The 24,156-nt window shown below is 57.2% G+C and carries 16 protein-coding genes; 10 read left to right on the top strand and 6 right to left on the bottom strand.

Annotated features, from left to right (window positions below; genetic code table 11):
* Positions 1–53: 53 nt before the first annotated feature.
* The 3 genes from asmA to udk all read right to left on the bottom strand — a co-directional run bounded on the left by asmA (position 54) and on the right by udk (position 3,301).
* Positions 54–1,907, bottom strand: coding sequence for an outer membrane assembly protein AsmA (gene asmA, locus HX778_RS19935; protein WP_176982851.1), 1,854 nt, complete (start codon positions 1,905–1,907; stop codon positions 54–56).
* 46 nt (positions 1,908–1,953) lie between these two features.
* The gene (dcd, locus tag HX778_RS19930; RefSeq protein ID WP_038481220.1) at positions 1,954–2,535 is read right to left on the bottom strand and encodes a dCTP deaminase; all 582 of its coding nucleotides are present in this window, start codon (positions 2,533–2,535) and stop codon (positions 1,954–1,956) included.
* Between the two features lie 124 nt (positions 2,536–2,659).
* Positions 2,660–3,301, bottom strand: a complete 642-nt coding sequence (udk, locus tag HX778_RS19925) for a uridine kinase (RefSeq protein WP_038483361.1) — start codon at positions 3,299–3,301, stop codon at positions 2,660–2,662.
* Positions 3,302–3,657: 356 nt separating this feature from the next.
* Between udk and HX778_RS19920 the strand changes: the two genes are divergently transcribed.
* Complete coding sequence (locus HX778_RS19920) at positions 3,658–6,990, top strand: diguanylate cyclase (RefSeq protein WP_176982850.1); 3,333 nt, start codon at positions 3,658–3,660, stop codon at positions 6,988–6,990.
* Here the strand turns inward: HX778_RS19920 and alkA are convergent.
* Positions 6,983–7,828 (bottom strand): DNA-3-methyladenine glycosylase 2, encoded by an 846-nt coding sequence (alkA, locus tag HX778_RS19915; protein WP_176982849.1) that lies wholly within the window; start codon positions 7,826–7,828, stop codon positions 6,983–6,985. The two genes, HX778_RS19920 and alkA, sit on opposite strands and share 8 nt — an antisense overlap.
* A gap of 161 nt (positions 7,829–7,989) precedes the next feature.
* Between alkA and yegD the strand changes: the two genes are divergently transcribed.
* A complete protein-coding gene (gene yegD / locus HX778_RS19910) occupies positions 7,990–9,342 on the top strand; it encodes a molecular chaperone (protein ID WP_176982848.1) in 1,353 nt (450 codons plus the stop codon).
* Between the two features lie 51 nt (positions 9,343–9,393).
* On the opposite strand, the gene HX778_RS19905 is transcribed toward yegD, so the two are convergent.
* Together HX778_RS19905 and HX778_RS19900 are read right to left on the bottom strand one after the other, a co-directional pair.
* Positions 9,394–9,690, bottom strand: coding sequence for a helix-turn-helix domain-containing protein (locus HX778_RS19905; protein ID WP_038483358.1), 297 nt, complete (start codon positions 9,688–9,690; stop codon positions 9,394–9,396).
* Positions 9,674–10,039, bottom strand: coding sequence for a type II toxin-antitoxin system RelE/ParE family toxin (locus HX778_RS19900; RefSeq protein WP_176982847.1), 366 nt, complete (start codon positions 10,037–10,039; stop codon positions 9,674–9,676). Before HX778_RS19900 ends, HX778_RS19905 begins: the two co-directional genes overlap by 17 nt.
* 270 nt (positions 10,040–10,309) lie before the next feature.
* Between HX778_RS19900 and HX778_RS19895 the strand changes: the two genes are divergently transcribed.
* The 8 genes from HX778_RS19895 (at position 10,310) to yegS (ending at position 23,972) form a co-directional block, all read left to right on the top strand.
* Entirely contained in the window at positions 10,310–11,563 is a 1,254-nt protein-coding gene (locus HX778_RS19895; RefSeq protein WP_176982846.1) for an MdtA/MuxA family multidrug efflux RND transporter periplasmic adaptor subunit, read from the top strand.
* Positions 11,563–14,685 (top strand): MdtB/MuxB family multidrug efflux RND transporter permease subunit, encoded by a 3,123-nt coding sequence (locus HX778_RS19890; protein ID WP_176982845.1) that lies wholly within the window; start codon positions 11,563–11,565, stop codon positions 14,683–14,685. Before HX778_RS19895 ends, HX778_RS19890 begins: the two co-directional genes overlap by 1 nt.
* Positions 14,686–17,769 (top strand): multidrug efflux RND transporter permease subunit MdtC, encoded by a 3,084-nt coding sequence (gene mdtC / locus HX778_RS19885; protein WP_038481199.1) that lies wholly within the window; start codon positions 14,686–14,688, stop codon positions 17,767–17,769.
* Positions 17,766–19,181, top strand: a complete 1,416-nt coding sequence (locus HX778_RS19880) for an MFS transporter (protein ID WP_176982844.1) — start codon at positions 17,766–17,768, stop codon at positions 19,179–19,181. The genes mdtC and HX778_RS19880 overlap by 4 nt, the downstream gene beginning before the upstream one ends.
* A complete protein-coding gene (gene baeS, locus HX778_RS19875; RefSeq protein WP_038481194.1) occupies positions 19,178–20,572 on the top strand; it encodes a two-component system sensor histidine kinase BaeS in 1,395 nt (464 codons plus the stop codon). The genes HX778_RS19880 and baeS overlap by 4 nt, the downstream gene beginning before the upstream one ends.
* Positions 20,569–21,291, top strand: a complete 723-nt coding sequence (gene baeR / locus HX778_RS19870) for a two-component system response regulator BaeR (protein WP_038481191.1) — start codon at positions 20,569–20,571, stop codon at positions 21,289–21,291. The genes baeS and baeR overlap by 4 nt, the downstream gene beginning before the upstream one ends.
* Before the next feature lie 168 nt (positions 21,292–21,459).
* Positions 21,460–22,821 (top strand): tRNA 5-hydroxyuridine modification protein YegQ, encoded by a 1,362-nt coding sequence (yegQ, locus tag HX778_RS19865; RefSeq protein ID WP_038481188.1) that lies wholly within the window; start codon positions 21,460–21,462, stop codon positions 22,819–22,821.
* Between the two features lie 251 nt (positions 22,822–23,072).
* Positions 23,073–23,972: a lipid kinase YegS gene (gene yegS, locus HX778_RS19860; protein WP_038481185.1), complete on the top strand. Its 900-nt coding sequence runs from the start codon at positions 23,073–23,075 to the stop codon at positions 23,970–23,972.
* Positions 23,973–24,156: the final 184 nt, after the last annotated feature.

Raw genomic sequence — 24,156 nt, 5'->3', positions numbered from 1 at the left:
ACAGAGGTATAAAAAAACCGGCAAATGCCGGTTTTTTTATTGCAGCCTGCTCGTTAGAGTTTATTCATCAGCTGCTTAGCGTCTTTCGCTTTGTCACTGTCTTTATTCTTATCCAGCCAGTCGTTGAGTCGGCGCTTAGCTTCATCCTGCAGCTGCTTACGCAGAGCCTGATCGACCTGCAGCGTGTAATTTAGCTCCTGCCAGGGCCCATAAACGCGCAGCGGAACGGCCGTTGTTTTCAGCGCTTCAATCAGCTTGCTGTTGCTACCCTGCCAGCCGTCTCTGACTTTAATCGCAAAGTGGGTATCACAGATTTCTTTCACCAGATCCATCGTGCCGTTGCCGGTCAGGGACAATACGCTGGACTCACCGACCATATTGTTCAAGGTCAGAAGCCCGTTATCCAGCGATGCCGAGGTCGAGAAATGATCCAGTGGGGTGGAGTTATCGAGGTTTTGCTGCCCGTCGACACCTTCGCTGCTGCGGCTGACCGCCTGTTGGATCAGCTGCTGGAAGTTCATGCCCTGCAGCCGCGAGTGCGCCAGTTCAAGCTGAGCGTCGCCTTGCCAGCCGCTGCGGAAATCTTCCGCATCCAGGCGTTCACCGCTGAAGTTACCGCTCATCGACAGTTTTCCGGTCAGCGCGATCGGGTAATCAAAGGCGGTTAGAATATCGCCTATTTCAATATTTTTTACCTGCGGCTGGAAAGCAAGCTCTGGCGTATCGCCGCTGGCATCCAGAGAGCCCGGCAGCGACAGCGTGCCCTGCCCCAGCTTGCCGCTGAGCTGGTTAATACTGAGCTTGCCGTCCTGGTTCAGCAGCGCTGACTGAACGTCGGTGAAGCCCAGGCCACGCCAGCGGACTTCACCGGCCTTGATATTCACCGCGGCATTAAAATCACGCAGGCTGTGATAGTTTTTCTCACCCTGCTCTTCGGCTATCACCGGGCCAGGGCGGCTTGGCTGCTGGGCCTGCTGTGCCTGTTGATTAATACCGCTATCTGCGGCCGAAGAATTCGCCACCAGCTTGTCGAGGTTCAGCAGGTGAGACTGTAATTCTACCGTCCACTGCGGCTTATTCTGCAGCTTCACGCTGAGATTGCCCTGCAGATCGCTGTCGTTGGCGGTGACCTGTATCTGGCTCAGAGACAGTTGGTTATCGGCATTTCGCCAGCCGAGCTGCAGCGCACCCGTGCCGCTGATGCCGGTCGCGGGGAGACTCGCCCCGTGAAGCTGGTAATCAATCTGGCTCAGCGTGGCGTTTATCTGCTGTGGGTAGTCGCTCAGGTCCACATCGGCGGTTAACGAAAGTGCTAAATCACGCTGATCGCGGTTAACGCGGCTGCTAAATTCAATATGCGCCTGACGCTTATCGTCCTGTTCCATCTGCAGATTAATATTGCGGACGGTGATTTGCTCATCGTTGATATGCTGGAAGACCAGCACGCTATCGACCACTTTGAGCTTCGAAACGTCAAAGGACCAACCGCGGTCGGCGTCGGGTTCGCTCACGGTACCTTTCGGGCCTACCGGAGCATTTTTCGAACGCTGTGCTTCGGCCTCCGGCGTCAGCTGAATTACCGCGCCTTTCAGCATCACCTGGCGAACCTGGAGCTGATGAGACAGCAGTGGGATCAGCGCCACGTCAAGGCGCATATTTTCCGCGCTCACCATCGGCTGGCTGGCGCCCGGCGCGGTCAATGACATACGGCCGGAAAGAATACTCAGCTGCGGCCAGACGTGCCAGCGCAGCGGCCCTTCGAGCTCAAGGCTATAGCCGCTACGGGCCTCAACCTGACGAACCATATAACCACGGAAGTCGTTAGGGTTAACCAACAACACAAGTGAGGTCAGGCCGGCTATCAGCACAACCAGCAGAATCATCAACGTGGTTAAAAGTCGTCTCATAGCATTCTCCATGTCGCTCGCCGCAGGGCGAGCAATGCACAACGATTTAGTCTTTATCGATACGGCTTGCTACCGCACCCTGCTGATCGCGGTACTTTGCGTCCTGCCGACGGTTATATGGCCGCGCGGCTGGCCCGGAAAGCGGCTCAAAGCTTAACGCCCCAATCATCATGCCCGGACGCAGCGCCAGCGGCAGCTTACCTGAATTGTAGAACTCAAGGACGATACAGCCATGCCAGCCCGGATCGATTCGATGGGCGGTCACGTGCACCATCAGGCCAAGACGGGCTAACGACGAACGGCCATCGAGCCAGCCGACCAGATCGTCCGGCAGCGTGACGGACTCCAGCGTCACCGCCAGCGCCAGCTCACCCGGGTGTAAGAAGAAGGCTTCTCCTTCATCCAGCACGATCTCGTCGCTCATGACGCGTTCAAGCGCTTCGGAAACTTCATCCTTAGGGCCGCTGAGATCGATAAAAGCCGCGGTATGGCCGCTAAAGGTGCGGAATTTATTGCCAAGGCGGACGTCTACGGTTGCGCCGTTGATGCGTTCAACCGGAGGGCGAGGGGTAATCGCTAAACGGCCGTCATCCAGCCAGGCTTCGATATCACGATCGCAAAGGCGCATCGCAGATTCTCCTTATCAATCTCAATTTTACACACACTGCCACAGAGCGCCGACGATAGCCAATGAGCAATGGATGAGGGATTCAACGTAAAAGCGAGCGGCTTACGCGCGCTCGCAAAGAGTGTTATTCAAAGAACTGGCTGATTTTGGCTTTCAGGATATCGATGGCAATGCGGTTTTTCCCGCCGCGCGGCACGATAATGTCGGCATACTGCTTGGAAGGTTCAATAAACTGCAGGAACATCGGGCGTACCGTTTTCTGGTACTGTGCCATCACGGAATCCATTGAACGCCCGCGCTCGTTAACGTCGCGCTTCATGCGGCGCATCAGGCAGATGTCCAGCGGCGTATCAACGAAGATAGAAAAGTTCATTTCCTGGCGCAGGCGCGCATCGGTCAGCAGCAGAATGCCTTCCAGAATGATAACTTTCTTCGGCACCAGATGAACCGTCTGGCCGGTACGGGTATGCTCAACGTAGCTGTACACCGGCAGCTCAATAGCGTTCCCTGATTTCAGCGTTTGTAGATGCTGGAAAAGCAGGTTGTGATCCATTGCGCTCGGGTGATCGTAGTTGGTTTTTACACGCTCTTCCATCGACAGATGGCTTTGATCTTTGTAATAACTGTCTTCTGGAATGACACCAATGTGTTCATCGCCGACTTGCTCGCGCAGTTCACGATACAACGTGCTGGCAATGAGGCTTTTCCCTGAAGCCGATGCGCCGGCTATCCCGATGATGACGCATTGATGAGACTGATCGGTCATATTATTTACGGCCTGAATACGAAAAGTGTTGGAAGGACGACGCGGAGGCGTCAAACGCCGCAATTATAGGGACAACCGCCGTTTGATTCCAGCCTCTTACCCGCTGCAATCGCGAAATTGCGCTGCGGGTGCGTGATAAAGTGGCAACGGCATGACCGAGCGTTATCCCCTGAAGCCCCGTTAAAGTGGAATTATTTAATTACGTGATTTGACTACGCAATTTCTGACGCTCTGTAGGTAAATTCTGACAAGCGAGCATAGGAATTGTAAATTGTTTGTACTAGCATAAACCGATTCTTTATTTATATGCATCCGGGCATTGCTCCTGGCGGCAGTGTCTAAGCGGATTTGCGGTAATGATTATAAAAAACAGACAAACAGAAACCGCCTTCCATTCGCTGATACTGCTGGTGGGCTTAGGGTTACTCAGCTTTATTTTTACCCTCTATTCCATGGAGTTGACGCTAAAAGGTACCGATTTGGTGCCTATCTGGTTTACCACCGCGTTAATCATGGCGGCGTTTTTCCGTACTCCCATTCGCCAATGGCCGTTAATTGCCGCAGCCTGTGCGCTGGGCAGCATTGCGGCAAGTTCCGCCCTTTTTCCCTTTAACTGGCTGAACGTCACGCTAACTGCGATAAACCTGGTTGAAGCGCTGCTGGGCGCGGTGCTTTTGCGCCGTTTTTTACCGCGAAAGAACCCCTTACAAAACCTCAATAACTGGGCAAAGCTGGCTATTTGCAGCGCAATCGTCCCGCCACTTGCCGGCGGCCTGCTGGTCACGATGTTGCCGGTACCGGTGGACGCGTCGGCGCTGAAAACCTTCTTAATATGGATGCTCTCGGAGTCCATCGGTGCGCTGGCGCTGATGCCGGCAGGGCTGTTGTTCAAGCCTTATTATTTGCTGCGCCACCGTAAAGCGTCCCTGCTGTTTGAAACCATCGCCACGTTTGCCGTAACCCTGGCGCTGAGCTATTTCTCATTAATTTATCTGCCGTGGCCGTTCACCTTTATCATCGTCATTCTGATGTGGAGCGCTATCAGGCTGCCGCGCCTGGAAGCCTTTATTATCTTCCTGGCCACGCTAATGATGGTGTCCGCGATGATAGCCATCGGTAAGTTCCCGATGGTGACCCCGCACCCGCGCGTGCTGGAATATGCGCCGTGGCTGCCGTTCCTGCTGATTCTGCTGCCGGCCAACGTGATTACGATGGTCATGTACTCCTCTCGTAAAGAGCGCAAGCACATCACCGAGAGCGAAACGCGTTTTCGTAACGCCATGGAATACTCGGCTATCGGGATGGCGCTGGTGTCAACCGAAGGCAACTGGCTGCAGGTGAATAAGTCCCTGTGTAAATTCCTGGGCTATTCCGGCGAAGAGTTGCGCAACCTCACCTTCCAGCAAATCACCTGGCCCGAGGATTTAAACCTTGATCTCCAGCACCTGAGCAAGCTGGCATCAGGCCGCATTAATAGCTATTCGATGGAAAAGCGCTACTACACCAGCGCGGGGAATGTCGTGTGGGCCATGCTCACCGTTTCCGTCGTGCGCCATACGGACGGTAGCCCGCTCTATTACATCGCCCAGATTGAAGACATTAACGACCTGAAACACACCGAGTGGATTAACAAGCGGCTGATGGAACGCATTACGCTTGCCAATGAGGCCGGCGGCATCGGTATCTGGGAGTGGGATCTGACCAACGATGTCATTAGCTGGGATAAGCGAATGTTCGAGCTTTATGACGTTCCGCCGCACACCAAACCCACCTACCAGCTGTGGCTGGACAGCCTGCTGAAAGAAGATCTGGCGCACTCGGAAGCGGTCATTCGCGAGTCGTTAAAAAATCGCCTCCCCTTCAAGCTTGAATTCCGTATCCACGTTAAGGACGGCATACGCCATATTCGCTCCCTGGCCAACCGCGTGCTGAATAAGAACGGCGACGTGGAAAGGCTGCTCGGCATTAATATGGACATGACCGAGGTCAAGCAGCTAAACGAAGCGCTGTACCAAGAGAAAGAGCGGCTGCACATCACGCTGGACTCTATCGGTGAAGCGGTTATCTGTACCGATGTCGACATGAACGTCAGCTTTATGAACCCGATTGCCGAGAAACTTAGCGGCTGGGCGCAGGAGGCGGCCATTGGGCAGCACATCCTGTCGATTCTGCGCATTACTTTCGGCGATAACGGCCCGGTAATGGAAAACATTCACAGCGGCGATTTCTCCCGCAGCGCCATTGAGCAAGATGTTGTACTGCACTGCCGCAACGGCGGCAGCTACGACATCCATTACACCATTACGCCGCTCACCACGCTCGACGGCCAGAGTATTGGCTCGGTGCTGGTTATTCAGGACGTAACTGAATCGCGGAAAATGCTCAAGCAGCTGAGCTACAGCGCCTCGCACGATAGCCTGACGCATCTGGCGAACCGGGTAAGCTTTGAAAATCACCTTAAGCGTCTGCTGCAGGGCGCGATTGAGCACCGTCAGCATCACGCGCTGGTGTTTATCGATCTCGATCGTTTTAAGGCCGTGAATGACTCTGCTGGCCATGCCGCAGGCGATGCTCTGCTGCGGGAGCTGGCGGCCATGATGCTGAGCATGCTGCGAACCGGTGATTTCCTTGCCCGCCTCGGCGGGGACGAGTTTGGCCTGCTGCTGCCGGATTGCTCCACCGAAAACGCGCGCTATATCTCTGAGCGAATCATTCGCAGCATCAACGACTATCATTTCATGTGGGACGGCCGCCTGCACCGCATCGGCGCGAGCGCGGGGATCACGCATATTGACGGCGATAATGCCATTGCCTCTGAAGTGCTCTCACAGGCCGATATTGCCTGCTACGCCTCTAAAAATAACGGCCGCGGCCAGGTCACCGTGTATGAACCGCACCGCCATTATATGGAACAAGGGCGCGATACCATGCCGCTCGACGAGCAGTGGCAGGTTATCAAAGACAACCCGATCCTGATGATAGCGATGGCCATTGCGCCGCCGCGTATCCCTGAGTCCACCTGTTTCTATCTGCTCACCCTGCGCTTCTGGGGCAGCGAAGGTGACGTCATCAACGAACCGGCGTTCCGTGCAGGCCTGGCCGACCCGTCGCTGCACCACGCGCTGGATCGCCGCGTATTTAGCGAGTTCTTTGATAAATTTGCCGGGCAAGTGGCGAGGAAAGGCTTTGGCGTGGCGCTGCCGGTGTCCGGCGCCGGGCTGGTCAGCGATACTTTTGTTAATGAGCTGCTAGACCAGCTTTCCACCAGCAGAATGCCGCCTCGCCTGCTGCATCTGACCATTCAAAGCAGCGACCTGCTGGCTGAACCACAACGTGTTTATGCCAACCTGAAGCGGCTGCGTAAAGCCGGTTGCCGCATGGTGCTGAGCCACGTGGGGCGCGATCTGGAACTGTTTAACACCCTGAGCCACCATCTGTTTGACTACGTGATGCTGGACCCTGACCTGATCCTCAACGTGCACTGCAATCTGATGGACGAAATGATGGTGACAATTGTTCACGGTCACGCCCAGCGTATGGCGCTGCAAACCATCGCTGGCCCGGCAGATATGCCGCTGGTCATGGATACGCTGTCGGGCATCGGGCTGGATCTTATCTATGGTGAAACTATCGTCCAGCCGCAGCCGCTGGAGCTGCTGCTGAACAACAGCTATTTCGGGATTAACTGACCGGAGTCCAGCCGTCGCTATACCAGATATGCAGCAGCGCATAAGACCGCCACGGCTGCCAGCGTTCGGCATAACGGCGGATTTCTGCGGTAGTCATATCGGGAAAGCGTCGTTTAATCAGGTAGTCATCAGGCAGGAAAACATCGCTGGCCTGCCAGCCGCGCAGGGCGAAGTAGTTCGCCGTCCAGCGCCCGATTCCCGGTAACATAATTAAGGTTTTCACCCCCAGCTCAACGTCCTCCGGCAGGAGTAGCGGGAACTGTCCCTTCGTCACCTCTCCAGCCAGATGCACGATGGCCTCTGCCCGTTTGAGCGACATCCCCAGAGACTTCAGCCGTTGAATATCTCCATTCGCCAACGTCCCGGCATCCGGGAACAGATACCAGCCGTCCTGCCCCTCAAGCTTCGTGCCGTAGGCTCTGGCCACTTTGCCCGTAAGCTTTGCCGCCATCGCCACGCTCACCAGTTGCCCGAGGATCGCCCGGATAGCCTGCTCAAAGGGATCCATACATCCCGGCAGGCGCAAGCCCGGACGCGCAGCCGCCAGCTCCCCGAGGCTGCTCAGAACCTGCTGCGGGTCTCTGTCCAGGTCCAGTAAGTTTCTCACGCGCTGCAAAACCGCCTCTGCCACAGGCAGCAGCCCGTCGCTCAGCGTCACGTTGAGGCAAAGATTTTCTTCATCTGGCTCAAGCGTAACCAGCCCGGCATGCTCACCCAGCGCGAAGCTGCGCTGATAGCAATTCCCGGTGACAATTTCCACGCCCTCAACGGCACGCCCCTGTAAAAAACCGAGGATCCAGGGCCAGTCATAAGGCGGTTGATAGCTAAGGGTGTACATAAATAATCCTGAAGAGAATGAGGGCATTAGGCGAACAACGCTGCACATTTAGCATACCGCTAAATACAGATTTCTGCCTTGCTTTGATATTCAGTTGCCCGCGGCTCGTCATTGGGCTAAAGTCGCCCCCCTTCTCACTGGCATGGGGATAATTAAAGAAAATGAAAATCGGTTTTGACTACGGGACGGCGAACTGTTCTGTCGCCATTATGCGCGACGGTAAGCCACAGTTGTTAGAGATGGAAAACGGTTCATCGCTGCTGCCTTCTATGCTTTGCGCGCCTACGCGTGAAGCGGTAAGCGAGTGGCTTTTCCGCCACCATGAAGTCCCGGCCACGGGCAGTGAAACCCAGGCGCTGCTGCGCCGGGCGGTGAGCTTTAACCGCGAAGAAGATATCGACGTGCTGCCCGGCAGCGTGAAGTTCGGTCTGAATTCGCTTAGCCAGTACATGGAAGATCCGGAAGAGGTCTACTTCGTTAAATCGCCGAAGTCCTTCCTGGGCGCCACCGGCCTGAAGCCGCAGCAGGTCGCGCTGTTTGAAGACCTGGTCTGCGCCATGATGCTGCACATTCGCAAGCAGGCAGAAAGCCAGCTTACCGGGACTATCGATCAGGCGGTGATTGGCCGGCCGATTAACTTCCAGGGGCTCGGCGGCGAAGAGGCCAACCAGCAGGCTCAGGGTATTCTGGAGCGCGCCGCGCACCGCGCTGGCTTCCGCGACGTTGTGTTCCAGTTTGAACCTGTTGCCGCAGGGCTTGATTTTGAAGCCACGCTGCAGGAAGAAAAACAGGTGCTGGTAGTCGATATCGGCGGCGGTACCACCGACTGCTCGGTGCTGCTGATGGGGCCAGAATGGCACCAGCGCCGTGACCGGGAGCAAAGCCTGCTCGGCCACAGCGGCTGCCGCGTGGGCGGTAACGACCTGGATATTATGCTGGCCTTCAAACAGCTGGCGCCGCTGCTCGGTATGGGCGGCCAGACGGAGAAAGGCATCGCGCTGCCGGTATTGCCCTGGTGGAACGCGGTGGCGATTAACGATGTTCCGGCGCAGAACGACTTCTACAGCACGGCTAACGGGCGCTCTCTTAACGAGCTTGTGCGCGACGCGCGTGAGCCGGAGAAAGTAGCTTACCTGCAAAAAGTCTGGCGTCAGCGCCTGAGCTATCGTCTCGTCCGTGCGGCAGAAGAGAGCAAAATTGCGCTGTCCAATAGCCAACAGGTTGCCACCATGCTGCCGTTTATTGCCCATGAAGTGGGCTGCGACATCAGCCAGCAGGCGCTGGAAACCGCCATCAGCCAGCCGCTGCATCGCATCATGGAGCAGGTCACGCTGGCAATGGAAAACAGCAACGCCAGGCCCGAGGTTATCTACCTGACCGGCGGCAGCGCACGTTCTCCGCTGCTGCGCCATGCTCTGGCCCAACAGTTGCCGAATATCCCGATTGCCGGAGGCGATGACTTCGGCTCGGTAACCCAGGGGCTTGCCCGCTGGGCAGACGTCGTCTTCAGATAATCATCTCAAAACTCGACTCATCAACTAAACCGCAGGCCTTCTGCGGTTTTTTTATATCTGAAAACGCCTGTCCTTTTCCGGAAATTCCAGATGCAGCGAAAGTTTGCCGCCCAGGGCCTCAACGTAGCGCTTGAGGGTAAGAACCTTAAGATCGTTACCGCGTTGTTCGATGGCGGCTATCGCCGGCTGCGAAATACCCATTTTTTGCGCCACTTGCTTTTGAGAAAGTCCCTGCTCTTCACGCACCAGCTGCAGGCCAGTTTCCAGAATTAGGACTTCGGTCATTTTTCGGATCTCTGCCTGGTCTTCCGGCGAGAACCCGGCAATCACTTCAGTTAAGGTTTTCATATTCACTCTCCAGTTCTGCCAGGTGGTGCGCCAACTGCGTATCAGCCACTTTTATCAAAGTCTCATAAAACCGTTTGTTACCTGATTTATCTCCACCGCACAGCACAACGGCCCTGCGCCTTGGATCAAAAGCAAAAAATATTCGATACGGCTTCCCCCGCCACAGCAGGCGCAGCTCCTTCATATTGGGATAGCGGGAGCCTTTTACTGTATCAGCCTGCGGACGGCTCAACTCAGGCCCCCAGAACTCAAGATTTCCGAAGGCTGCCGCGAGCCGTTTGCGGAGATCCAAAGGCTGCGCCTGATACCAAAAATAGAAATAGTCGGTAAAAATTACGGTCCATGTCATCACTCACCTCATAAACTATAGGTTATATTTAATGCATAAACCACAGTTTATTTTTCATTTCGTGAGGCGGCTATCTTTTACGCAAGACTATGCGCAACACCCCGGAAAAAGCATCGAGGTGAACGAATTTATTTGGCCACGAAAACAGCACTTACCCGCGATATGTTGCTAATCTGACAGTACTTCATATTTCCTCCATCATTACGGGGCTATTGATTACTAAACTAGTAACATTAAGCCTAATCGTTTCAGGAAGAGAACACGTCATTTATGAAAGGCACACAGACTTCTCGCTGGTTGTGGATTGCAGCATTTATTTTGGTGGTAATTGCCGCCGCCTGGTTCTGGCGAAGCCATAATTCCGCCCCGGAGAACCAGCCACAGGCGAAAGCTGGCCAGACGCAAGCCCAGGGCGGCCGTCGCGGGATGCGAGGCGGTGCGCTGGCCCCGGTTCAGGCCGCAACTGCAACCAGTGAAGCCGTGCCGCATTACTTAACCGGCCTTGGTACCATCACCGCGGCCAATACCGTGACCGTGCGCAGCCGCGTTGACGGGCAGCTGCTTGCTATTCATTTCCAGGAAGGTCAGCAGGTAAAAGCCGGTGACCTGCTGGCTGAAATCGACCCTAGCCAGTTTAAAGTTGCCCTGGCGCAGGCGCAGGGGCAGCTCGCTAAGGATCAGGCCACGCTTGCTAACGCTCGTCGCGACCTGGCCCGTTATCAGCAGTTGGTGAAAACTAACCTGGTTTCCCGCCAGGATCTGGACACTCAGCAGTCGCTGGTTGAATCCTCGCTTGGCACGGTTAAGGCCGATGAAGCAAGCGTTGCCAGCGCCCAGTTGCAGCTAAACTGGAGCCGCGTTACCGCGCCAATAGACGGTCGCGTTGGCCTGAAGCAGGTTGATATCGGGAACCAGATTTCCACCGGCGACACCAACGGGATTGTCGTGCTGACGCAAACGCACCCGATAGACCTTATATTCACCCTGCCGGAAAACGACATTGCCACGGTGATTAAAGCGCAGAAGGCCGGTGAAACGCTGAGCGTTGAAGCCTGGGACCGCACCAACACCACAAAACTTAGCGCCGGCAAACTGCTGAGCCTTGATAACCAAATCGATACCACCACCGGCACCATCAAGCTCAAAGCCCGTTTTGATAATCAGGATGATGCCCTGTTCCCGAATCAGTTTGTGAACGCACGTATGCTGGTGGATACGCAGCAAAATGCGGTCGTGATCCCTGCTGGCGCGCTGCAAATGGGTAACGAAGGCCACTTCGTCTGGGTGTTGAACGCCGAGAACAAGGTCAGCAAACATCTGGTTACGCCGGGGATTCAGGACAGCCAGAAAGTGGTCATTACCGCCGGGGTTTCCGCTGGCGATCGCGTAGTTACCGACGGCATCGACCGCCTGACCGAAGGTGCGCAGGTTGAAGTGGTGGAACCACACAACGCGGCTGCCGACGAGGTGAAACCGGAGGCGCAGGCGAAGTCCGGGCACAAACGTAATGGAGCAAGCTCCTGATGCAGGTGTTACCTCCTGGTTCAACGGGCGGCCCTTCCCGCCTGTTTATTCTCCGTCCGGTTGCCACCACGCTATTGATGGTGGCTATCCTGCTGGCGGGGATCATTGGCTATCGCTTTCTGCCTGTTTCGGCGCTGCCAGAAGTAGACTATCCGACTATTCAGGTCGTCACTCTCTACCCTGGTGCGAGCCCGGATGTGATTACGTCGGCCATCACGGCGCCGCTCGAGCGCCAGTTTGGGCAAATGTCCGGCCTGAAGCAGATGTCATCGCAAAGCGCCGGTGGCGCGTCTGTCATCACCCTGCAATTCCAGCTCACGCTGGCGCTCGACGTTGCCGAACAGGAAGTGCAGGCGGCAATTAACGCCGCCACAAACCTTCTGCCAACCGACCTGCCAAACCCGCCGGTTTACAGCAAAGTTAATCCGGCAGATCCGCCGATCATGACGCTCGCCGTGACTTCCAGCGCCCTGCCGATGACGCAGGTTGAAGATATGGTGGAAACGCGCGTGGCGCAGAAAATTTCCCAAGTGTCCGGCGTGGGTCTGGTCACGCTTGCGGGCGGCCAGCGTCCTGCCGTTCGCGTTAAGCTGAATGCGCCTGCAATTGCCGCGCTTGGCCTGACCAGCGAAACCATTCGCACCGCCATCACCAGCGCCAACGTCAACTCGGCTAAAGGCAGCCTTGACGGCCCGGAACGCGCGGTCACGCTCTCCGCCAACGATCAGATGAAGTCGGCCCAGGAGTACCGCGATTTAATCATCGCTTACCAGAACGGCGCGCCTATCCGCCTGGGCGATATCGCCACCGTCGAACAAGGCGCAGAAAACAGCTGGCTTGGCGCATGGGCTAACAAGCAGCAGGCCATCGTGATGAACGTTCAGCGCCAGCCTGGCGCGAACATCATCGACACGGCGGACAGTATCCGCCAGATGCTGCCGACGCTGACCCAGAGCCTGCCGAAGTCGGTTGAAGTGAAGCTGCTGAGCGACCGCACCACCAACATTCGTGCCTCCGTGACGGACACCCAGCATGAGCTAATGCTGGCCATCGCGCTGGTGGTGATGATCATTTATCTGTTCCTGCGTAATGTCCCGGCAACCATCATTCCTGCCGTCGCCGTGCCGCTGTCGCTGGTCGGCACCTTTGCGGTGATGGTCTTTCTCGATTTCTCCATCAACAACCTGACGCTGATGGCGCTAACCATCGCCACCGGGTTCGTGGTGGATGACGCCATCGTGGTTATCGAGAATATCTCGCGCTACATCGAAAAAGGCGAGAAGCCGCTGGCCGCCGCGCTAAAAGGCGCAGGGGAAATAGGCTTTACCATTATCTCCCTCACCTTCTCGCTGATTGCCGTGCTCATCCCGCTGCTGTTTATGGGCGATATCGTGGGGCGTCTGTTCCGCGAGTTTGCGATCACGCTGGCGATTTCCATTTTGATCTCCGCCGTAGTTTCGCTGACGCTCACCCCGATGATGTGCGCCAGGATGCTGAGCCACGAGTCGCTGCGTAAGCAAAACCGCTTCTCACGCGCCAGCGAAAAGATGTTCGATAACATTATTGCCGCCTACGGTCGCCTGCTGAGCAAAGTGCTGAACCATCCGTGGCTGACGCTTGGCGTGGCGTTTGGCACGCTGGCGCTGACCGTTGTGCTGTGGGTGTTCATTCCCAAAGGCTTCTTCCCTGTTCAGGATAACGGCATTATTCAGGGCACCCTGCAGGCGCCGCAGTCCGTCTCCTTCGCCAGCATGGCCCAGCGCCAGCAGCAGGTGGCAGACGTGATCCTGAAGGATCCGGCGGTGGAAAGCCTGACCTCGTTTGTCGGCGTTGACGGCACCAACCCATCGCTGAACAGCGCCCGCCTGCAAATTAACCTTAAGCCGCTGAGCGAGCGTGACGACCGAATCCCGGTGGTTATCGACCGCCTGCAGCAAAATGTCGCCAGCGTACCGGGCGTGCAGCTCTATCTGCAGCCGATTCAGGATCTGACCATCGACACCACGGTGAGCCGCACCCAGTATCAGTTCACCTTACAGGCTACCTCGCTGGACGAGCTCAGCACCTGGGTGCCGCAATTAGAGAACAAGCTCAAAGAACTGCCGCAGCTCTCCGACATCAGCAGCGACTGGCAGGACCAGGGGCTGATGGCCTATGTCAACGTCGACCGCGACAGCGCCAGCCGCCTCGGCATCACCATGTCAGCGGTGGACAGCGCGCTGTATAACGCCTTCGGCCAGCGCCTGATTTCGACCATATACACCCAGGCAAACCAGTACCGCGTAGTGCTCGAGCATGACACCAGCACCACGCCGGGGCTGAGCGCGCTCGACAACATTCGCCTGACCAGCAGCGACGGCGGCAGCATTCCGCTCAGCTCAATCGCAAAGGTGGAGCAACGGTTCGCCCCGCTGTCCATCAACCATCTTGATCAGTTCCCGTCCACCACGTTCTCCTTTAACGTGCCGGAAGGGCAGTCGCTGGGCGACGCCGTGAACGCCATTACCTCGGCGGAAAAAGCGCTGGAGATGCCGTCTGATATCACTACTCAGTTCCAGGGCAGCACCCTCGCCTTCCAGGCCGCGTTGGGCAGCACCATCTGGCTGATTATTGCCTCAGTCGTGGCGATGTACATCGTACTTGGCGTGCTGTATGAGAGCTTTATTCACCCGGTGACGATCCTGTCAACGCTGCCCACGGCGGGCGTTGGGGCGTTGCTCGCGCTGATGCTGGCGGGTGCGGAGCTGGACGTTATCGCGATAATCGGCATCATTTTGCTTATCGGTATCGTGAAGAAGAACGCGATCATGATGATCGACTTTGCGCTGGCCGCCGAGCGCGAACAGGGTATGGCACCTTACGAAGCCATTTATCAGGCCTGCCTGCTGCGCTTCCGCCCGATTCTGATGACCACGCTAGCCGCGCTGCTCGGCGCGCTGCCGCTGATGCTTTCAACCGGGGTTGGCGCAGAACTTCGCCGCCCGCTGGGCATCGGCATGGTCGGCGGCCTGCTGGTCAGCCAGGTGTTAACGCTGTTTACCACGCCGGTGATTTACCTGCTGTTCGACCGCCTGTCTCATTACACGCGACGTCGTTTTGGCCGACAGCATGAGGAGGCGTAAGTGAAGTTCTTTGCCCTCTTCATTTATCGCCCGGTAGCGACGATTTTATTGACCGTTGCCATTACGCTGTGCGGCGTGCTGGGCTTTCGTTTGCTGCCGGTCGCACCGCTGCCGCAGGTGGATTTCCCGGTCATTATGGTCAGCGCCTCGCTGCCCGGTGCTTCGCCGGAAACCATGGCGTCGTCCGTGGCTACGCCGCTGGAACGCTCGCTGAGCCGCATTGCCGGGGTCAACGAAATGACCTCGTCCAGCTCGCTGGGCAGCACCCGCATTATTCTGGAGTTTAATTTTGACCGCGACATCAACGGGGCCGCGCGTGACGTACAGGCGGCAATAAATGCCGCCCAAAGCCTGCTGCCAAGCGGTATGCCGGGGCGCCCCACCTACCGCAAAGCCAACCCTTCCGATGCGCCAATCATGATCCTGACGCTCACCTCCGACACGCTGTCGCAGGGTGAGCTGTACGATTTCGCCTCTACCCAGCTGGCGCAAACCGTGTCGCAGATTGACGGCGTGGGCGATGTTGACGTCGGCGGGAGTTCGCTCCCGGCGGTACGCGTTGACCTCAATCCGCAGGCGCTGTTTAACCAGGGCGTGTCGCTTGACGCCGTCCGCACCGCCATCAGCAACGCCAACGTTCGCCGCCCTCAGGGCGCGGTAGAAGACGACACGCGCCGCTGGCAAATTCAGACCAACGATGAGCTGAAAAAAGCGGCGGAATATATGCCGCTCATCGTGCACTACAACAACGGGTCGGCGGTGCGGCTGAAGGATGTCGCTAACGTCACCGACAGCGTGCAGGACGTGCGTAACGCCGGGATGACCAACGCTAAACCGGCCATTTTGCTGATGATCCGCAAATCGCAGGAAGCGAACATCATCGAAACCGTCGACCGCATTCGCGCCAAAATTCCAGAATTAAGAGAGACCATTCCGGCCTCCATTGACCTCCAGGTGGCTCAGGACCGTTCACCGACCATTCGCGCCTCGCTGGAAGAAGTTGAGCAGTCGCTGATCATCTCCGTTTCACTGGTTATCCTGGTTGTCTTCCTGTTCCTCCGTTCAGGACGAGCCACCTTTATTCCCGCAGTGGCGGTGCCGGTTTCGCTGATCGGCACCTTTGCCGCCATGTACCTGTGCGGCTTCAGCCTGAATAACCTGTCGCTGATGGCGCTGACCATTGCCACCGGCTTCGTCGTCGATGACGCTATCGTGGTGCTGGAGAACATTTCACGCCATCTTGAAGCGGGCATAAAACCAATGCAGGCGGCGCTGCAGGGCGTGCGCGAGGTCGGCTTTACCGTGCTGTCCATGAGCCTGTCACTGGTCGCGGTCTTCCTGCCGCTGCTGCTGATGGGCGGGCTGCCGGGGCGCTTATTCCGCGAATTTGCGGTCACGCTTTCGGTGGCTATCGGCATTTCGCTGGTGGTGTCGCTCACGTTAACCCCGATGATGTGCGGCTGGCTGCTGAAAAACCGTCCGCCGGAAAAAAGAAACAAAAACCGGGGATTTGGCCGCCTGCTAATCGCCATGCAGGGCGGCTACGCGCGCTCGCTGAAATGGGTGCTAAACCATACGCGGCTGGTGGGCGTGGTGCTTTTAGGCACGATTGCGCTGAGCATTTGGCTCTATATCGCGATTCCAAAAACCTTCTTCCCGGAGCAGGATACCGGCAGGCTGATGGGCAATATTCAGGCCGATCAGAGCATCTCTTTCCAGGCGATGCGCGGCAAGCTGCAGGACTTTATGAAAATTATTCGTGAAGATCCGGCGGTGGACAACGTCACCGGCTTTACCGGCGGCTCCAGGGTTAACAGCGGCATGATGTTCATCTCCCTCAAACCGCTGAGCGAACGCAGCGAAACCGCCCAGCAGGTCATTGACCGGCTGCGGGGCAAGCTCGCGAAAGAGCCGGGGGCCAACCTCTACCTGATGGCGGTGCAGGATATTCGGGTCGGCGGCCGCCAGGCCAACGCCAGCTATCAGTACACCCTGCTTTCGGATGATTTAAGCGCCCTGCGCGAGTGGGAGCCCAAAATTCGTAAGGCGCTGGCGGCGCTGCCCGAGCTGGCGGACGTTAACTCCGACCAGCAGGATAATGGCTCGGAAATGGACCTGATTTACGACCGCGAAACCATGGCCCGGCTGGGCATCAGCGTCTCGGATGCCAATAACCTGCTGAACAACGCCTTTGGTCAGCGCCAGATTTCCACCATCTACCAGCCGCTAAACCAGTACAAAGTGGTGATGGAGGTAGACCCGCGCTACACCCAGGACATCAGTTCGCTTAACCAGATGTTCGTGATTAACGGCGAAGGCAAATCCATTCCCCTGTCCTACTTTGCCAAATGGCAGCCGGCAAACGCGCCGCTGTCGGTCAACCATCAGGGGCTGTCCGCCGCGTCGACCATCTCGTTCAACCTGCCGGACGGGGTTTCGCTTTCCGAAGCCAGTGACGCCATCGACAGGACGATGACCTCGCTGGGCGTGCCGTCCACCGTACGTGGCAGCTACGCCGGGACGGCACAGGTGTTCCAGCAGACCATGAACTCGCAGGTGATCCTGATCCTGGCGGCGATTGCCACGGTGTATATCGTGCTCGGCATGCTGTATGAAAGCTACGTTCATCCGCTGACCATCCTCTCGACGCTGCCTTCCGCAGGCGTTGGGGCACTGCTGGCGCTGGAACTTTTCAGCGCCCCCTTCAGCCTGATTGCGCTAATCGGTATCATGCTGCTGATTGGCATCGTGAAGAAAAACGCCATCATGATGGTGGACTTCGCGATAGAGGCGCAGCGTAAGGGCGAATTAACGCCGGAAGAGGCTATTTTCCAGGCCTGCCTGCTGCGCTTCCGCCCGATTATGATGACCACGCTGGCCGCGCTGTTTGGGGCGTTACCGCTGGTGCTGACCAGCGGCGACGGCGCAGAGTTGCGCCAGCCGTTGGGGATAACCATCGTCGGTGGACTGGTGGTGAGCCAGCTGCTGACGCTCTACACCACGCCGGTGGTTTACCTGTTCTTCGATCGACTGAGATTGCGCTTTAGCCGCAAGCCCCGTGAAAGTAAGGCTCTGTCCGTATGACTGATTTGCCCACCGCCGTCCGCTGGCAGTTATGGATTGTCGCTTTTGGCTTCTTTATGCAGGCGCTGGACACCACGATTGTTAACACCGCCCTCCCCTCGATGGCGCATAGCCTGGGCGTAAGCCCGCTGCATATGCACTCGGTGGTGGTGGCCTACGTTTTAACGGTCGCGGTGATGCTTCCGGCGAGCGGCTGGCTGGCTGACAGGGTGGGCGTGCGCAATATCTTCTTCACCGCGATTATTCTTTTCACCCTGGGCTCCCTGTTTTGCTCTAACGCCTCCACGCTTAACGAGCTGGTGCTGGCGCGCGTGGTTCAGGGGATTGGCGGCGCAATGATGGTGCCGGTGGGGCGGCTGACGGTAATGAAAATCGTGCCTCGTGCGCAGTACATGGCGGCGATGACCTTCGTGACGATTCCGGGCCAGGTTGGCCCGCTGCTCGGCCCCGCGCTCGGCGGCGTGCTGGTGGAGTACGCTTCATGGCACTGGATTTTCCTGATCAATATTCCAGTCGGCATCGTCGGGGCGATTGCCACCCTGTGGCTGATGCCGAACTACACCATGCAAACCCGCCGCTTTGATATCTCCGGCTTCCTTCTGCTGGCGTTCGGCATGGCGGCGCTGACGATTGCCCTCGACGGTCAAAAGGGCCTGGGCATTTCCAGCGAAATGCTCGGGCTGTTGATCCTCGGCGGCGTTATCGCCATTCTGCTTTACCTGTGGCATGCGCGAGGCAACGAAAACGCGCTGTTCAATCTCAATCTGTTTAACACCAAAACGTTTTCACTCGGCCTGCTGGGCAGCCTCTGCGGGCGCATAGGCAGCGGCATGCTGCCCTTTATGACGCCGGTGTTTTTGCAGATAGGATTAGGCTTCTCCCCGTTCCACGCCGGGCTGATGATGGTCCCGATGGTGCTCGGCAGCATGGGCATGAAGCGTATTGTCGTGCAGGTGGTCAACCGCTTCGGCTACCGCAACGTGCTGGTCGCCGCCACGCTCGGCCTGGCGCTGATCACGCTGATGTTTATGGCCACCGCCCTGATGGGCTGGTTCTGGCTACTGCCGGTGGTGCTGTTTGTGCAGGGCATGGTCAACTCTATGCGCTTCTCTTCGATGAATACCCTGACGCTAAAAGATCTGCCGGATGACCTCGCCAGCGGCGGCAACAGCATGCTGTCGATGGTGATGCAGCTCTCAATGAGTATCGGCGTCACCGTGGCCGGGCTGCTGCTGGGCATGTTCGGCCACCAGCAGCTTCCGGTGGGCGGCGAACAGGCCCACGGCATCTTTATGTATACCTATTTCTGTATGGCGCTGGTGATTGCGCTCCCGGCGCTGCTGTTTGCCCGCGTCCCTAATGAACGTTCGGAAAATGCGGTGATTAGCCGTCGCAAAAGGAGCGAAACATGAAACTCTGGCGCTCCGGTATTACCGGTAAGTTATTTTTAGCGATTTTCTCTACCTGCCTGCTGGTGCTGGCCATCATGCATTGGGGCGTGAGGTTAAGCTTTGAACGCGGCTTCATCGACTACATCAAGCGCGGTAATACCCAGCGTATTGAGATGCTGAGTGATGCCCTGGGCGAACAGTATGCGCTGCATGGAAACTGGCGCTTCTTGCGGCACAACGATAGGTTTGTCTTTCAGATTTTACGTTCGTTTGAGCGCGACGGTGATGAAGCACACGGCATGCCGCCCCAGGGTTGGCGCACCAAGTTTTGGGTGGTCGATCAAAACTCTCAGGTACTGGTTGGCCCACGAGAGAAACTCCCCCACGACGGGATGCGCAAAGCGATTAACGTCAACGGCCAGGACGTTGGCTGGGTGATAGCCTCCCCCGTTGAGCGGCTTACGCGCAACACCGATATTAACTTCGATCGCCAGCAGCGGCGCACCAGCTGGATAATCGTCGCGCTGTCCAGCCTGCTTGCCGCAGCGGCAACGTTCCTGCTCGCCCGAGGCCTGCTGGCGCCGGTAAAACGCCTGGTTGAGGGCACGCACAAGCTTGCCGCCGGTGACTTTACTACCCGGGTTACGGTCGGCAGTCAGGACGAGCTGGGGCGGCTGGCACAGGACTTTAACCAGCTCGCCAGCACGCTGGAAAAGAACCATAAAATGCGCCGGGCCTATATGGCGGATATTTCCCACGAGCTGCGAACGCCGCTGGCCGTCCTGCGCGGCGAGCTGGAGGCGATTCAGGACGGCGTGCGACAGTTTACGCCGGACTCCGTGACCTCGCTGCAAATGGAGGTTGCCACCCTGACCAAGCTGGTCGACGACCTGCACCAGCTTTCCATGTCGGACGAAGGCGCGCTGGCCTACCAGAAGAAACCGCTGGATATTATTACGCTGCTGGAGGTCGTTGCCGGAGCATTCCGATCCCGTTTTGATTCGCGCGGGCTGACAATACGCCTCGATTTACCCGACTCGGCCGTGATTTTTGGTGACGGCGACCGCCTGATGCAGCTATTCAACAACCTGCTGGAAAACAGCCTGCGCTACACCGACAGCGGCGGACAGCTGGTCATCAGCGGCAAAGTCGTGAATCAGCAGTTTGTGATGAGCTTTGACGACAGCGGGCCCGGCGTCTCGGACGAGCAGCTAGGCCAGTTGTTTGACAGATTCTACCGCGCCGAAGGCTCCCGCAACCGCGCCAGCGGCGGCTCCGGCCTCGGCCTGTCTATCTGCCAGAATATCGTGACCGCCCACGGCGGAACGCTCACCGCCAATCATTCGCGCTTTGGCGGCGTTAGCATTACAGTTGAAATTCCTCTGGAAACAGAAACGTCGAGGACACTATGACCGAGCTACCGATTGACGAAAACACGCCGCGCATTCTGATCGTGGAAGATGAACCAAAGCTTGGGCAATTGCTCATCGACTACCTCCGCGCGGCAAGCTACGCCCCTATCCTGCTGAGCCACGGCGATGAAGTGCTGCCGTTTGTTCGCCATACGCCGCCAGACATGATTCTGCTGGACCTGATGCTGCCGGGCACCGACGGCCTGACGCTGTGTAAAGAGATTCGCCGCTTCTCCGAAGTCCCGATTGTAATGGTAACGGCGAAGATTGAAGAGATAGACCGCCTGCTGGGGCTGGAAATTGGCGCAGACGACTACATTTGTAAACCCTACAGCCCGCGTGAAGTGGTGGCCCGCGTCAAAACCATTTTGCGCCGCTGTAAACGCCAGGTCGCTATATCCTCAGGCTCGGAACAAAGCTCGCTGGTCATTGATGAAGGCCGTTTTCAGGCTATCTGGCGCGATAAGCTGCTGGATCTCACGCCCGCTGAGTTTCGCCTGCTCAAAACCCTTTCTCATGAGCCGGGAAAAGTGTTTTCACGCGAAATGCTGCTGAATCATCTGTATGACGATTACCGCGTGGTCACCGACCGCACCATCGACAGCCATATCAAAAACCTGCGCCGCAAGCTTGAGGCGCTGGATGCCGATCAGTCATTTATTCGCGCCGTTTACGGGGTGGGTTACCGCTGGGAAGCCGACGCGGGGCGGGTGATTTAACCTGCCGCCACGGAAGAGAAACAGCCGCTCATCGCCTGAATCCGCAAGACGGTTTACTCCCCCGTCTTGCGGCGCTACAATTCCCGCCCTTAAATTGTGGTAATCCACTCGACTTTAGCCGCTTCACCAGGTGGAGCGGTTCTGACCTGATATCAGACCGAGAACTTCATGTTTAAACCAGAACTCCTTTCCCCGGCGGGAACGCTGAAAAACATGCGTTACGCTTTCGCCTATGGCGCGGATGCCGTCTACGCGGGCCAGCCTCGCTACTCGCTGCGCGTGCGCAATAACGAATTCAACCACGAAAACCTCCAGCTCGGGATCAACGAAGCCCACGCGCTGGGTAAAAAATTCTACGTGGTGGTGAACATTGCCCCGCATAACGCCAAGCTGAAGACCTTTATTCGCGACCTCAAGCCGGTCATTGATATGGGCCCGGATGCGCTGATCATGTCCGATCCAGGCCTCATCATGATGGTGCGCGAGGCGTTCCCGGCAATGGACGTTCACCTTTCGGTGCAGGCTAACGCCGTTAACTGGGCGACCGTGAAGTTCTGGAAACAAATGGGGCTGACGCGCGTGATCCTTTCCCGCGAGCTGTCGCTGGAAGAAATCGCCGAAATCCGCGAGCAGGTTCCTGAAATGGAGCTGGAGATCTTCGTCCACGGCGCGCTGTGCATGGCGTATTCCGGCCGCTGCCTGCTGTCCGGCTACATCAACAAGCGCGACCCTAACCAGGGGACCTGCACCAACGCCTGCCGCTGGGAATATAAAGTTCAGGAAGGCAAAGAGGACGACATCGGCAACATCGTTCACGTGCACGAGCCTATTCCGGTGCAAAACCTCGAGCCTACGCTGGGCGTCGGCGCCCCAACGGACAAAGTGTTTATGGTGGAAGAAGCCAAACGTCCGGGCGAATACATGACCGCCTTTGAAGACGAGCACGGCACCTACATCATGAACTCGAAAGATTTGCGCGCCATCGAGCACGTAGAACGCCTGACCAAAATGGGCGTCCACTCGCTGAAAATCGAAGGCCGTACTAAGTCCTACTACTACTGTGCGCGTACCGCCCAGGTCTATCGCCGTGCGATTGACGACGCCGCAGCGGGCAAACCGTTTGACCCAACGCTGCTGCAAACGCTGGAAGGGCTGGCGCACCGTGGCTATACCGAAGGTTTCCTGCGTCGCCATACTCACGACAGCCACCAGAATTATGAATACGGCCACTCCGTTTCCGAGAGCCAGCAGTTTGTGGGTGAGTTTACCGGCGAGCGCCGGGGCGATCTCGCGGCCGTGGCGGTGAAAAACAAATTCCTGCTGGGCGACAGCCTGGAGATGATGACCCCGCAGGGCAACATCACCTTCACGCTGGACACGCTGGAAAACGGTAAGGCCCAGCCGATAGAGGTTGCTCCGGGCGACGGTCATACCGTATGGATGCCTGTCCCTCAGGAGATAGCGCTGGATTATGCTCTGCTAATGCGCAACCTCGCTGGTCAGACAACCCGTAAACCGCACGCAAACTAGTGAATCAGGGTTATTTTTCCGCGCTAAGACCATTCTTAGAAACCGATCACATTCGGTTACACAAGATAGCGTTATTATCCGCGAGCTGAAAAACATAACCCATAAATGCTAGCTGTACCAGGAACCACCTCCTTGGCCTGCGCAATCTCCCTTGCGCAGGCTTTCTTTTTTCTGCTGTTTCAGCCAGTTCTTACTCCCCCGGCCCCGCTTTGCTCTACACTTTGATAATGCTCATTTTTCTGAGGTAAGTCATGGAGACATCCCCGCTTTCATTTTTGATACTCAACGGCAAGGGTGCCGGTCATCCGCTGCTGCGTGAAGCCGTGCATACCCTGCGTGAGGAAGGTTACACGCTGCATATCCGCGTGACCTGGGAAAAAGGAGACGCGGAACGCTACATCAAGGAAGCTCTGAGCCTTGGCGTGGACACCGTAGTTGCCGGAGGTGGAGACGGCACGATCAATGAGATTGCCACCTGCCTGGTAAAACTTGCCCCCGCCAGCCGCCCGGCGTTGGGTATTTTGCCCTTAGGCACGGCCAACGACTTTGCCACCAGCGCGGGTATTCCGGAAGATTTTGAAAAAGCGCTGCGCCTGGCGCTGTTCGGCAAAGCCGCCAACATCGACCTGGTGCAGGTAAACGAAGATGCCTACTTCATCAACATGGCGACCGGTGGATTTGGCACACGCATCACCACCGAGACGCCGGAAAAACTCAAAGCCGCACTCGGCGGCGTCTCTTATTTTATTCATGGGCTGATGCGCATGGACATGCTGAAGCCGGACCGCTGCGATATTCGTGGGGAAGGTTTTAGCTGGCAGGGTGATGCGCTGGTGATAGGCATCGGCAACGGCCGCCAGGCCGGCGGCGGGCAGCAGCTTTGCCCGGAAGCCCTGATTAACGACGGGCTGCTCGAGCTAAGGATTTTTACCGGTGAAGACCTGCTTCCCGCGCTGTTAACTACGCTGACGCGCCCGGATGAAAACCCTAACATCATTGAAGGGAAATCGGCCTGGTTCGAGATTTCCGCCCCGCACGATATTACTTTTAATCTGGACGGAGAACCGCTGAGCGGCCGGCATTTCCGGATTGAAATCCACCCTAATGCGCTGGCCTGTCGTTTGCCGCCTAATTGCCCGCTGCTGGGGTAGCTTATTTCCCCCTCACCCTCCGAGGGGGTAAACAATGTCTGCTACTTTCTCCCCTCTGCGCACTCTAATAGCTACATTTTCCCTTCAAATCTTCCGGGAGATATATATCACTCCGCAGTTATTCCGTTCACCCGTAGATCTGTTTTCCCCTACACGTTCAGAGTACGGTGAACGTGTCCGGGGG

Source organism: Cedecea sp. P7760 (assembly GCF_013386425.1).
Classification (GTDB): Bacteria; Pseudomonadota; Gammaproteobacteria; order Enterobacterales; family Enterobacteriaceae; genus Cedecea; species Cedecea selenatireducens.
This window is presented reverse-complemented; position numbering and strand designations above follow the sequence as displayed.